Source organism: Roseinatronobacter monicus (assembly GCF_006716865.1).
Taxonomy (GTDB): domain Bacteria; phylum Pseudomonadota; class Alphaproteobacteria; order Rhodobacterales; family Rhodobacteraceae; genus Roseinatronobacter; species Roseinatronobacter monicus.
Genome location: NZ_VFPT01000001.1, coordinates 629,381 through 642,198, shown reverse-complemented (window position 1 = coordinate 642,198; position 12,818 = coordinate 629,381). Strand labels below are relative to the sequence as shown.

The following is a 12,818-nucleotide window of genomic DNA, read 5'->3' as shown; positions in this document are numbered from 1 at the left end:
ATGGCACCAATCAGACTGGGAATGGTCGGCGGCGGCAAGGATGCGTTTATCGGGGGCGTCCACCGCATTGCCGCGCGGATTGATGGCGAATTTGCACTGGTGGCAGGCGCGCTGTCCTCGACGCCAGAGCGGTCGCGCGACAGTGGTCAGGCGCTGGGTCTGGCGCCAGAGCGTTGCTATGGCAGCTATGACGAGATGGCCGAGGCCGAGGCCGCTCGCCCCGACGGCATACAGGCCGTGTCGATCGTCACACCAAACCACATGCATGCTGGCCCTGCGATTGCGTTCCTGAAGCGCGGCATTCATGTGATCTGCGACAAGCCCCTGACCGCGACGATGGAACAGGCCGAGGAATTGGCCGACGCCATCCGAGCCTCCGAGGCGCTGTTCATCCTGACGCATAATTATACGGGCTACCCGATGGTGCGACAGGCGCGCGACATGGTGGCTGCGGGCGAGTTGGGCGCACTGCGTGTGGTGCAGGTGGAATATCCGCAGGACTGGCTGGCGGATGCCGCAGAAACGACCGGCACCAACAAACAGGCCGAGTGGCGCACGGACCCCGCGCGCGCGGGCGCAGGCGGATCAATCGGCGATATTGGCAGCCATGCGCATAATCTGGCCTGCTTTGTGTCGGGGCTAAAGGTCGAGTCTCTGGCTGCGGATCTGCATAGTTTCGTGCCCGGACGCAAGCTGGATGACAACGCCCATATCCTGCTGCGTTTCGGCGGGGGTGTGCGGGGCATGTTGTGGTCAAGCCAGGTCGCCACAGGAAATGAGAACGCTTTGCGCCTGCGCATTTACGGCGAGAAAGGCGGGCTGGAATGGGCACAGGAAGACCCGAACTACCTTTGGTTCACCCCTTTTGGCCAGCCCAAGCGCCTGCTGACACGCGCAGGCAGCGGGGCGTCAGATGCCGCGAATGCGGTCAGCCGCATTCCGGGTGGGCACCCTGAAGGGTATCTGGAAGGCTTCGCCAATATCTACACTGGTGCCGCCGCCGCCATCCGCGCGGTTGAGGCAGGCGCGACACCTGACCTGTCGCTTCTGCCCGGACTGGACGCAGGGCTGGACGGTATGCGCTTCATTGCAGCGGCGATCCGGTCATCACAGGCAGATGCTGCATGGGTCACGCTGTGACCCATGCAGGCCGGTATGGCATGTGATGTGGCCGCTCGGTTTGCTTTGCTCAACCGGTCAGCGCAAACCTATGCCCCCTGCGTGGGCATGTGCCCACCGCTGACCGCGATCACCATCTCAGAGCGGCCAGACGATCAGCAGGATCGGGATGCTGACCGCGACCACCAGAATTTCCAGTGGCAACCCCAGCCGCCAGTAATCGCCAAACCGAAAGCCGCCCGGACCAAGGATCAGGGTTGCGTTCTGGTGACCTATCGGCGTCAGAAACGCGCAGGAAGCCCCGATGGCCACGGCCATCAGAAAGCTGTCGGGGTTGACGCCAAGGCTGGCCGCAATCCCGATCGCAATAGGGCATAGGACAGCGGCAGTGGCAGCGTTGTTCATCACACTCGACAGCAATATGGTTGTCACCATTATCACGGTCAGCGCGACAATGGCGTTGCCTTGGGCAACCGCCTCGACCAGAAAACTGGCCAGCAGATCCGCCGCCCCGGTTGCCTGCATGGCCCCTGCAATCGGAATAAGCGCCGCCAGCAGCACGATCACCGGCCAGTCGATGGTCGTGTAGATGTGGCGCAGCGGCACTGTGCGCAGAATCATCGTCGCCAACACACCCAGCGCAAATGCCGCCGCCGCAGGCAATAGACCCGTCGTCGCAATCACCACCGCCCCAATCAGTATGGCCACCGAGAGCACCGCCAGCCGCGCATCCGGCATCCGCAATGCCCGCTCGCCCAGCGGCACACAGCCGGTTTCCTTGACGAACTCGAACAGTGATTCAGACGGGCCATGCATCAACAGCAGATCACCTGATTTCAGCTTGAGTTGGCGCAGCCGCGTTTGTGGTGTGCGCCCTTCACGCGACACCGCCAGCATATTCAGCCCATACCGCGTGCGCAGATGCAAATCGGTCGCGGATTGCCCGACGATGGTCGATCCCGGCAGCACAGCCAGTTCGCGCAGCACAATATCATCATCCTTGCGCGACGGGGTAGCGGCGTCATCTTTCTGGTCTTTGCGCGGGCCGGCCCGCAACCGCTCGAGTCTGGCGGGCAAGGATCGCTTTTTGTCGTCCTTGGCGTTGTCTGCCTTGTCATCCTTGGCCTTGTCCACCTTTTCGCCAGTCTCTTTGTCTTCCGCTGACCCTTTCTCCTCCAGCTGAATACCGAAAATTGCCAGTGCTTCGGCCAGTGCCTCGACCTCTGCCTCCAGCATCAGAATATCGCCTTCCATGATCCGGCGGCCACCATGTGGGGCCGTCATGCGCACCTCGTTGCGCAACAAGCCGACAATCACAGCATGGCTATCCTCGATCTCATTCTCGAAGCCGCGCAAGGTCAGGCCTATGGCCTTGCTTTTGGGCGGGATGCGCACTTCGGTCAGATACGCGCCGGGATCAAAATTTTCACCACTTGCCGCCTTGCGTGCGGGCACCAGCCGCCACCCAAGCAAGGCGATAAACCCGACACCGGCCAGCGCCACCGCCACACCAACTGGGGCGAAATCGAACATAGCGAAATGCCCAAAGCCCGCCTCATTGCGAAAGCTGGACACGATCAGGTTCGGTGGGGTGCCAATCAGCGTGGTCATGCCGCCAAGAATGGTGCCAAATGCCAGAGGCATCAGCACCTGCCCCGGTGTCAGGTTCAGCCTGTTCGACAATTGTATCGTAATTGGCATCAACAGCGCCATTGCGCCGACATTGTTCATAAAGCCCGACAGCACAGCCCCGAGCCCCAGCAGAGCGGTCATACTGGTCAACCGCCCCGCCTCGCGCGGCAACACGCGGCGCGCCAGCCAGTCCACAGCCCCTGTGTCCTGCAACCCCCGGCTGAGGATCAGAACACAGGCCACCGTGATAACCGCCGGATGGCCAAACCCGTCAAATGCCTCGGGGGCGGGAACAAGCCCCGCAATCACGCAAGCCATCAGCGCGGCCAGCGCCACCACATCGTGGCGCAAACGGCCCGTCAGAAACAGCAGCAGCATGGCCGCGATTATCGAAAAGATCAGAATTTGTGGGAGGGTCATGACGTTGGGGTTCCAGATCAGGGGTCATCGCAGCAACTCATCCTGAAGGTGCGGAGTCAATACGAAGCTGCGCGCATAGGCCAAGGTGGCGATGTTGCGCCAATCAGAACATCAGCACGCGCCACAAGCTTCAATACCCGATCCCCAGCCCTGCTGGTTTGGTCAGCATCCAGACCGCCATGCCGATCATCATCAGGTTTTCTATCAGCGATACGAACCCCAGTGGCACATTCGTATCACCGCCAACACAGGCGCATTTCAACTCTCGGCGGTCGATATACACCGCCTTGAAGACCGACACCGCGCCCACAGTGCCAATGAACAGCGCCACAGGAATCGACAGCCACATCAGCGCACCGGCAACCATCAGCACCCCGGCTAGCCCCTCGGCAAAGGGGTAGATATGGCCATAACGGACCCAGCGCTGCGCCAGCAGGTCGTAATTCAGGAACATGGTTGCAAAACTGTCCACATCCTGAAGCTTTTGCAGCGCCAGAAGGCACATGGATATGGCGATGAACCACTCCGCCGTTGCGACTGTCACAAGGCTGCCAAAGCTGGCCCAACTGGCAGCAAGCGCCATCAATGCGGCCATCGAGAAAAGAGCGATGACAGGCGTGTAGGTCACCGCATCATCATCGCCCGCATCCTTGCCAAGAAAACGCAAAACATCCTCGTAGCCGCCTATGCGCTGGCCGTCGACGAATACCTGCGGCGTCGTTTTCACATCGTTGCGCGCCATGAAGTCTTCGGCCTGCGCGCGGGTGGTCAGGGGGTGGTCTTCGACCTCAAACCCTTCGCGCTTGAGCAGATCAAGCGTCTTTAATCCCCACGGACATTTATGCTCGGCTGTTTCCTTGCGGTATATTTCAGCGTGATTGCTTGCGCTGTCTGGCATGTCTGCCTCCCTTCAATATCCGGGTGCCACGCCTGTAGCGGTTGCGCCCGCGCAGCCGATATAGATCAACGCAGCGACAGCGTTGCGGTTGCACGGCGGTCGATACTCGCGCTCAATAGGACTGATCGTTGTCCATGACCTTGCGCAGTTTCGCCGCCAATTCGTCCCGGCGATAAGGCTTGCTGAGAAGTTCGACACCCGGTCCAAGCTTGCCATTATGCAGGATCGCATTCTCAGTATAGCCGGACGTGAACAGGATTTTCAGCTTTGGTTTGATCGTATGGGCGGCACTGGCCAGCGCCTGCCCGCTCATGCCGCCCGGCATCACAATATCAGTGAACAACAAATCAATGTCAGGAACCTGGTTCAGGATATTCAGGGCATCATGGCCATTCGGCGCGTCATAGACGCGATAGCCAAGTTTGCCGAGTTGGGTGACAACATAGTCGCGCACCAGACCGTCATCTTCCACGACCAGAATTGTCTCTGCCTGACCCGTGTTTGGCTGATGCGGGCGATCAGCAACGATACTCTCTTCGCGTGCATGGGTCCGTGGAAAATAAAGCTTCACACAAGTGCCTTCACCGGGTTCGGAATATACAAGGATATGCCCCCCCGACTGCTTTACGAAGCCGTAAACCATACTTATACCAATCAGCATTGATCAGAACTCTTGAGCCCAGTCGCGGGTTCCAATGGAGGTGATTGTGTCGGGCATGCTGACCAATTTGTTCCAAGCCTTGCAGCAATGATCTACGATGTCTTCATAGGTTTCGAAGATGAGGTTTGATAGCCAGTTGTCTCGCATGAATTGCCAGATGTTTTCGACTGGATTGAGTTCTGGGCATTTTGCGGGGATCGGGATGATGGTGATGTTGTCCGGAATGACCAGCTTGTCAGTCATGTGCCATGCGGCTTGATCCACGAGCACAGCCCCATGTGCTTTGGGTGCGACAGTTTGGGAGATTTCAGCAAGATGCAGGGCCATCGCTTCGGTATTGCACGCTGGCAGCACAAGACCTGCAGCTTTCCCGAGGGCTGGGCAAATCGCTCCAAAGATGTAGCTTGAACTCGTGCGCTGATCATGTGGGGCGGAAGGTCGCGTACCGCGCTTCGCCCATCGGCGCGTGATCTTGTTTTTCTGGCCGACACGCGCTTCATCTTGGAACCAGACTTCGATCACAGTGCCTTGCAGGAGCCGTGCGCGGAGCTTTGCTACTGCGGCTGCAAACCCTTTTTTTTAAAGTCCTCCAGTGCGGCTGTATCTTGCGCGTGATGGCGCGGGCGTGCTGTGAGTTTGACATAACCAAGCGCCCTGAGTTCCCGGCTTATCGACGTCTCGTGAAGTGAAATCCCAAATGTGTCTGCAATCCATTTCCTCAGATCACTCAGGCGCCAGCGGACGACCCCATGGACCGATAAGGTCGGACCGCTCTCAACAATTGCAGCAAGCGCCCTGCGCTGCTCATCGTTAAGCTTAGACTGCTGACCAGGAGCTTTGCCGTTGATCAAGCCGTCAGGCCCGCGGGCATTAAACCGCTCCACCCAGTCACGGACAATTTGTAGGCCAACACCACCAATCCGAGCAGCATCGCTGCGCCGACCGCCATCATAGATCTCCGCCAGCGCCAAAAGCCTGCGGGCTTGGTTGGCATCCTTTGTCTTTCGCGCAAGTTCTCTCAACTTCATGCCGTCGTAGTCTGTCCGTAACGCGAGCGCTGCGCCCATAGAGAGGCCCTCCCCAGAAAATCTGACGCCATTGAGTCAGATCTTCATAGATTTGGGAATCCCAAAACCCTCAGAAGAGTCAGATTTCGCGAGACTTGGTATTAGCCCAAGGCCGGTTCCCTTTCCGACTTGCTTGGTGGTGAAGAACGGCTCGAATATTCGGGCAAGGGTTTCTTTTTCCATCCCCTCGCCTGTATCCGTGATCACGATCCGCACATACTCGCCCGCCTCAAGGTGCAGCTCGCTGGCGACGGAATCCTCGTCGAGTATGGCATTGCTGACCTCGATTGTCAGGCAGCCACCGTCGGGCATTGCATCGCGGGCGTTGATGGCAAGATTGAGCAATGCCGATTCCAGTTGCCCGCGATCAACTTCGACCCGCCACAACCCGTCCATGCTGACCGACTTTACGCTAATGCTTTCAGGCAGTGTGCGTTTGAGCAGGTTATCCATGCCTTGGATCAAATCCCCCACATCCAAGATGACCGGGTCCAATGCCTGCTTGCGCGAGAATGCCAGCAGCCGGTTCGTCAGTTCCCCACCACTTTCAGCCGCCGAGACAGTCAGGTTTGCCAGCTTTTGCAGGTGCGGATGACTTTCGAGTTCATCGGACAAGATTTCGGCGCTTCCAAGGATGACAGTCAGAAGATTGTTGAAATCATGCGCGACACCGCCGGTCAGTTGACCCACGGCCTCCATTTTCTGGGACTGGCGCAACCGTTCTTCAAGTTGCACACGTTCGGTTATATCGCTCATTGATCCCAGAACGCGTTTCACACTCCCCTCGCTGTCGCGCAGAACGAAGGCGCGATCTTCGACCTTGGCCCAAATGCCATCGGCGCGACGCACGCGGTATTGCTCGCGCAGGGAGGATTGCTCACCCGACAGCAAGCGCCCCAGTGCGACATCGACCCGCGCTATATCCTCGGGGTGAACATGGTCGCGCCAGACTGTTGGAACAGTGTTTTTCGGGACAGGTTGATGGCCAAAAACCTCGCTCAGCCCCTCGCTCCACCATTGGCTGCCGTTGACAATATCCCATTCCCAGACCGCATTGCCGGTGGCTTTTGCGATCAGGCGGAACCGTTCCTCGTTCAGGCGGATAGATTGCTGGGATCGTTTTCGTTCGGTGATGTCACGCCCGATGGCCACCCAATGTGTAAGCGTGCCCGCCGCATCAGCCAGCGGCATGATGTCCAGTTCCAACCAGAATTCTTCGCCCGCTTTCGTGTGGAAAATCAATTCTGCCCGGACCGGGCGCGCGCTTTCTATCGCGTGGCGAATCCGCTCAAGTTCGGCTGGTTGTGTCTCGGGGCCGCGCAGGATGCTGGCGGTGTGCCGGATTGCCTCGGCACGCGAAAAGCCCGTGCGCTTCTCAAAAGCGTCATTCACAAAGACAACCTTGGGCCAGCCAGCGCTATCGACCGGCTGTGCCTCGGTGATGACAAGAATATCATTCTGACGCGAAACAGCACTTTCAAGCAGCCGCAGTTGCTCTTCCTTGGCCCGTTGTTCGGTGACATCGCGGAAATACACCGCCAGCCCCTCTGGCGTGGGGTAGGCGTCGACTTCAAACCATTTCTGAAGTGCGGAGTTGAACTCTTTGAACTGAACCGCACAGCCTTCTGTAACCGCGCGATTGTATTCCGTATCGAAGGCACTTCCGACTGCCTCTGGAAACTCCTGCCAGATGCTCTTGTGCAGCAGGTGATCCCGCGTGCGTTGCAGCAATTCCTCGGCCTGACGGTTCATGAACGAAAAGCGCCACTGGTCATCCAGCAAAAAGAACGCATCACTGATGCTCTCTAGCGTCTGGCGCAGCCGGCGCGACAAGTCATCCGAGGCATCCTGCGCCGCAACAAGTTCAGAAACATCCTGAAACGCACCCTCGACGGCGATAACCTTGCCCGCGTCATTGCGCGCAGGTTCACCGATTGCGCGCACCCAGATGCGCCGACCTTTCGCGGTCATGATCTGCAACACCTCGTCAAAAGGCTGCCCGTATTGAAAGCATTTGGTAAAGCACGCGACGATACGTTCGCGGTGCTCGGGGACGTAATAGGCTGTGGCATCGTCTAGCGATATATTTACATCCTCAGGCTCGTCATGGATTGCCGCAGTCTCGGGGCTCCATGTAACGCGGTCCGGCTCCAGATCGACCCGCCAGCAGCCCAGTCGGGCGATATCGCCTGCCAGCTTCTGCAATCGCGCCGCGTCTCTCAGGCGGTCTTCTGCTTCTTTGTAGGGGGTTACATCCTGCACATGGCCAATGAAAAACGCGCGGCCTTTGTTCAGTTGCCGTGCCCCGACGCCCCGAATATGCGCGATTTTGCCGTCGCGCCGTTTTATCCGGTGGTGGAACACAAGAACGGGTGCTTCACTTTCGACGACATGCCTGTAATTAGCCAGCATCTGCTCTTGATCGTCGGGGTGGACCATTTCAATATATTCATCAAAGCTTGGCGATGTCTGGTCTTGCGGCACCCCGTAAATTTCACACACCCGTTTCGACCAGAACAGTTTGCCCTGTTGAATGTCGTATTCCCATGAACCGATGCCGAGGAGTGTTTCTGCCGTTCGCAGACGTGCGGCGCGCTCTTGCAGGCCAAGCATTGTCGTGCGCGCATCTGCCACTTGCCGTGCACGAACCTGCGCGCGCGCGGCCTGCCCCTCGGCGCTGCCTGCATCTGCCCCCTCATCGAACATGACTTCGGTCATGTCTTTTGCCTGATGGATGATATAGATCAGTTGGCCCGATTGGTCGAAAACCGGCGTGTTTTCCATGAACCACAACCGTTCCTCAAAAGTCCCGACGGGGTTTCGCATTTTCAATCTTTGGATGTTCATAACATCTGTGACGCCCAATGCGGCCACCCGCTGAAGCGAGTCCAGCAGATTATAGACCTTGCCCGCCATGCGCGCGCTCAGACATTCGGGGAAAATCTCGGCGATGGGGCGGCCCAGAAACGCTGTGCGCGGCATCATCATAGCGCGCGCATATGCATCAGTTGCAGCAACAATGACATGCGCGTCAGGGGTAAGGACCAAAACCCGTTCCGGCAACGCCTTGATAAACTGGGTGAAGCTTTCGGGCGGCGGCGGGGGGGCAAGGTGAAAGGACTGGGCACCCTCTGTCAGGTGTTCGGACGGCACCGGTTCAAGCTTTGTCTGCTCGCCGATACTTGCGACGACGGCGTCTACCCCTTCGAACCACACGTTCCGCCAGTCAAACGCGACCGTGTAGCGATCACCTGACCGCGTGCAAACGGTCCACCGCCCTGCATCTGTGTGTGTTGCGTCGAATTTCTGAACCTGTGCGGCAATGTGCGGCTGCTCGGCGGCCGGGCAGATATCCGCGATTGTCAGCGCATGCAGGCTCTGGGCGTCATATCCCAACCACGCCTGCGCAGCGCTGTTTGATGCCAGTATGTTGAGTGTGTCTCTCTCGAAAAGCACTACGGGGAGCGACAAGAAATCGTAGGCGCGAATATCCGACAGGGATAGTTGCGATGTTTCCTGCATATAGTCCCCCGCATGACGGCCCAGCTTTCAACCCTAGATTGTAAGCGCGGGGGTGCCGGATGTATATATGGAGATGTTCGTTTTGTGCAACTCGGGTGCGCCTGCACCCAATACAGCAGCGTGATCGTGTTGTCAGCGGTATAATCAGCACACCAATATCTGTGGCCGAACCGCGCGAGGCTACTCGACCACCCGAACCACCTCTTTCGTCTTGATCTGACGTGTGCCCAAATTCGAGCAATCCGAGCGCAAATCTGAGTTGCCGGTAAAAGTCACTTTGTACCCGATCACCTGCGTGCAGCCGGTCGTCAGCTTAGTATTCCCGGAAAATTCGACTTCGGATGCAGGCATATAGAGCGCACCTTGCAGGCTGGAGCCGGACGTGCCGTTCATCTGGTGGGTGACACCGGTTGCGCTGCGGCTACCGAAAAATGCAATACCGGCGAATGGACCTGCTGTGGGGGCCGCAAAATTCAGTGTGCTATTGCTGGCAAGGCGGATACGCGCATTTGGGGCGAGGTAGAATGTCACCCCTTCGCCCTCCAAAATATTCTCGTCAGTCGAAGAGACCGTGCCGTTATTGACGGTGAAATCCCCACCCTCAATAATATAGAGGCCCGGCGCGAAGGTAACGTCACCACGCAAATTAAGCCCCTTGCAAAACCGCATGGACTTTACCCCACTTGGATGTGACTCCGTCGCTGTAATGGTTGTGGTGGAATTGTTACTTCCTTGGTCGCTGTCCTGGCATGCACCTTCGGCACTAGGCTCTACAAGATCGGCATAAGGGTCCCGGACCACAGGCGCGAAGGTCTGAACCTCGCCACAGTCGATGGTCAATCGTTTCGTCGTGACCGCTTGACCGACCACATAAGCGCAATTCACATCAAGCGTCGCCCCGTGGCCAGACATATCCAAAGCATCTGGCGCATTAGAATTTGACGCGATGTCGCATCCTTCAAGTGCGACACTTGTCGACCCGGTCACTGTAATCGCACCCGAAGCGTTGGGGGACAGCGCAAGAATACAAGCGACTGATCCGCTATCGGTGATACGCGCCACGGCACGCCCTCGCATATTGACGGGATCACTGCTGACAAGGGCCGAGAAATAGCGCGGCTGCGTCAGAGGCAGGATAACTTCGACACTATTTTTGTCGCCGGCAAACTGACCCGATTCCGGGGGAATGTTTACGACTATGTCACCCGCTCCGCCAAGATAGCCGGACTGGATGGCGACATGGAGTGCAGCGGCGTCGATGTCGACTTTCTCATCCCCTGCCCGCAATCGCGCGCCCGCTGCATGTGCCGCTACATCGGCCGCGTGCTGTAGTTTGCGCTGAGACATGTATTGATACCCGGCCTCGGTTCCCAGCCCCATACCCAGAACCAGCACAGGGGACAGAATTGCGAACAAAACCGCAGTGGCACCGCTGGTGTTGCGCAAAAACCGACCGCAGGCCGCAGGTGCCGCACACATGAAACGGCCTGCGCTGATGCACCATGTGACGACGATATGTGTTTCTTGTGGCATAGGCTTGCTCCCTTGAACAACTTGGTCGGGGTGGCGGCTCAATTACTCAGATGCTGGATGATTGTGGGCGTGATGATTACGGCAAACAGCACAGGCAAGAAGAAAATGATCATCGGAACCGTCAGCTTCGGCGGAAGTGAGGCCGCCTTTTTCTCGGCCTCGGCCATCCGCATGTCGCGCCTTTCTTGCGCCAGAACGCGCAGCGCCTGACCAAGTGGCGTGCCGTATTTCTCGGTTTGCACCAGACATGTGACGACGGCTTTCACCACATCCAGACCGGTCCGCGCGGCAAGGTTCTCGAACGCCTGTCGGCGATCTTGCAGGTATGAGAGTTCTGCCGTGGTCAGCACGAATTCTTCCGCAAGTTCGGGCGATTGCACGCTGAGTTCATGCGCGACCTTGCGCAAGGCGCTTTCGATACCCATGCCGGATTCGACACAGATCAGCATAAGATCAAGCGCATCCGGCCAGCCGCGCCGGATTGCCTGCTGGCGCTTGACGGTGCGGTTTTTCACATACAGCGCAGGCAGGTGACACCCCGCATACCCCGCCGCCAACACAATCCCGATCCGGACAATCAGCGGCTGATCATTTGGAAAGACCACAAACAGGTAAAAACTGGCAATCGCAAGCAGTGCCACCGGCGTCAGGATCAGAAACCCCAGATAGGTGATGACCGGCGCGTGGCCGCGATACCCCGCCATGCGCAATTTGTGCACAAGCTTTCCGTCCTGAATCCGGCTGGTCAGGTTGAAGCGCTGGACCAACTCCCTGAATATCTGCTTGGGTTCCTTGCGAAGCGTCAGGGGCTTTCCCGCTTCACCCATACCCGTTTTCAGATTTCGATTGCCCACAACAGTTTGAACCCGCCGCCCCAAGGCATCGGGCACCAGATACCGCCAGCACACCGCCAGAACGAGGCAGAATGCGGAGAGGAAGGTCATGGCGACAACAAACATGGCAGGGGCTTTCTTTCACACAGTTACATGTCGAAATTGATCATTTTCTTCATCACCATAACGCCGGTGAACATCCATAAGGCGCAGCCCACGAGCGTCACGTTTCCAAGCGTGGTTGTGAACAAAAGCGAGATGTATTCCGGGCTTGTCAGATACACGAAGATACTCACCAGAAAGGGCAGTGCAGCAATAATGCTGGCCGATGCCTTGGCTTCCGAGCTCATGGCCTTGATCTTCTCGCGCATCTTCTTGCGTTCGCGCAGCACCTTGGACAGGTTGCCCAGCGCTTCGGACAGGTTGCCGCCAGTGCGGCCCTGAATGGTGATGACAATCGAGAAGAAACTCGTTTCAGGCAATGGCATCCGCTGGAACAGCCGATGAACCGCCTCTTCGTTCGTCATGCCGAATGTATGGTCTTCGACCAGCTTCTTGAACTCGGACTTGACCGGCTCTTGGCTTTCTGCCGCGATGATGCGCAGACAGTCGCCCAGCGGCAGGCCCGACTTCACGCCGCGAATGACGATATCCAAGGCATCTGGAAACACCTCGGTAAATGCGCTTAACCGCTTGTTGCGACGATGATTCACATAGAAATGCGGCAGCGTGAAACCGAGTATGACAGCAGGAACAACAGCAAGCGCCACGTTTTGCCACAGCGCAAAGATTAGCACGGCGCAAACCGCGCCCACTGCCGCGCAAATCCCGTAATATCTGGCTTTGGTCCACCGCAGCCCGGCCTGTCGCAAACGCTCTCGAAGTGACGGGCGCGCGCCCTGCTTTGCTTTTTGCTTGGTCTCAAGCTCGCGCAGCACCTCATCCAGCGATGACTTGCCGGGCGCAGCCGGAAGGCCTGCGCCGGTGGACAGGATGGCCGCGCGGCGGCGGTTGCAAATATCCTGCCGCTGAAGCTGGGGCTGGAACAAGGCATAGAGCACGCCCCCCACGGCGAAGGTCACCAGCAAAAACAGCATGAGCGTGGTCATCGGCGTGCCTTCATGCGGGATGTT

9 protein-coding genes are annotated in these 12,818 nt (G+C 58.1%); 1 reads left to right on the top strand and 8 read right to left on the bottom strand.

Annotated elements, in window-relative coordinates; all coding sequences use genetic code 11:
- Positions 1–1,140, top strand: a complete 1,140-nt coding sequence (locus BD293_RS02805; protein WP_211840982.1) for a Gfo/Idh/MocA family protein — start codon at positions 1–3, stop codon at positions 1,138–1,140.
- Positions 1,141–1,257: 117 nt separating this feature from the next.
- Here BD293_RS02805 and BD293_RS02800 read toward each other — a convergent pair whose 3' ends face one another.
- The 8 genes from BD293_RS02800 to BD293_RS02765 form a co-directional block, all read right to left on the bottom strand.
- Positions 1,258–3,171 carry an SLC13 family permease gene (locus BD293_RS02800; RefSeq protein WP_142079763.1) on the bottom strand — a complete coding sequence of 638 codons (1,914 nt, stop codon included), beginning with the start codon at positions 3,169–3,171 and terminating at the stop codon, positions 1,258–1,260.
- Positions 3,172–3,301: 130 nt separating this feature from the next.
- The gene (locus BD293_RS02795) at positions 3,302–4,069 is read right to left on the bottom strand and encodes a glutaredoxin family protein (RefSeq protein WP_142079762.1); all 768 of its coding nucleotides are present in this window, start codon (positions 4,067–4,069) and stop codon (positions 3,302–3,304) included.
- Between the two features lie 112 nt (positions 4,070–4,181).
- Positions 4,182–4,730: a response regulator gene (locus tag BD293_RS02790; RefSeq protein ID WP_142079761.1), complete on the bottom strand. Its 549-nt coding sequence runs from the start codon at positions 4,728–4,730 to the stop codon at positions 4,182–4,184.
- Between the two features lie 3 nt (positions 4,731–4,733).
- Positions 4,734–5,797, bottom strand: a protein-coding gene (locus tag BD293_RS02785) for an IS630 family transposase (protein ID WP_142079576.1) whose coding sequence is annotated in 2 segments (ribosomal slippage) — positions 4,734–5,309 and positions 5,312–5,797 — 1,062 coding nt in all. Because the reading frame shifts where the segments join, the coding sequence is not laid out codon by codon here.
- A gap of 36 nt (positions 5,798–5,833) precedes the next feature.
- Positions 5,834–9,319, bottom strand: a complete 3,486-nt coding sequence (locus tag BD293_RS02780) for a PAS domain S-box protein (protein WP_142079760.1) — start codon at positions 9,317–9,319, stop codon at positions 5,834–5,836.
- A gap of 180 nt (positions 9,320–9,499) precedes the next feature.
- Entirely contained in the window at positions 9,500–10,852 is a 1,353-nt protein-coding gene (locus BD293_RS02775; protein ID WP_142079759.1) for a TadE/TadG family type IV pilus assembly protein, read from the bottom strand.
- Between the two features lie 38 nt (positions 10,853–10,890).
- Positions 10,891–11,811, bottom strand: a complete 921-nt coding sequence (locus BD293_RS02770) for a type II secretion system F family protein (protein ID WP_170207041.1) — start codon at positions 11,809–11,811, stop codon at positions 10,891–10,893.
- A gap of 23 nt (positions 11,812–11,834) precedes the next feature.
- Positions 11,835–12,794, bottom strand: coding sequence for a type II secretion system F family protein (locus tag BD293_RS02765; protein WP_142079758.1), 960 nt, complete (start codon positions 12,792–12,794; stop codon positions 11,835–11,837).
- Between the last annotated feature and the right edge of the window lie 24 nt (positions 12,795–12,818).

Excerpts from the sequence above, each read along its gene's own strand:
- BD293_RS02805 (WP_211840982.1), top strand. The coding sequence starts at position 1 with ATGGCACCAATCAGACTGGGAATGGTCGGCGGCGGCAAGGATGCGTTT.
- BD293_RS02800 (WP_142079763.1), bottom strand. The coding sequence starts at position 3,171 with ATGACCCTCCCACAAATTCTGATCTTTTCGATAATCGCGGCCATGCTG.
- BD293_RS02795 (WP_142079762.1), bottom strand. The coding sequence starts at position 4,069 with ATGCCAGACAGCGCAAGCAATCACGCTGAAATATACCGCAAGGAAACA.
- BD293_RS02790 (WP_142079761.1), bottom strand. The coding sequence starts at position 4,730 with ATGCTGATTGGTATAAGTATGGTTTACGGCTTCGTAAAGCAGTCGGGG.
- BD293_RS02780 (WP_142079760.1), bottom strand. The coding sequence starts at position 9,319 with ATGCAGGAAACATCGCAACTATCCCTGTCGGATATTCGCGCCTACGAT.
- BD293_RS02775 (WP_142079759.1), bottom strand. The coding sequence starts at position 10,852 with ATGCCACAAGAAACACATATCGTCGTCACATGGTGCATCAGCGCAGGC.
- BD293_RS02770 (WP_170207041.1), bottom strand. The coding sequence starts at position 11,811 with ATGTTTGTTGTCGCCATGACCTTCCTCTCCGCATTCTGCCTCGTTCTG.
- BD293_RS02765 (WP_142079758.1), bottom strand. The coding sequence starts at position 12,794 with ATGACCACGCTCATGCTGTTTTTGCTGGTGACCTTCGCCGTGGGGGGC.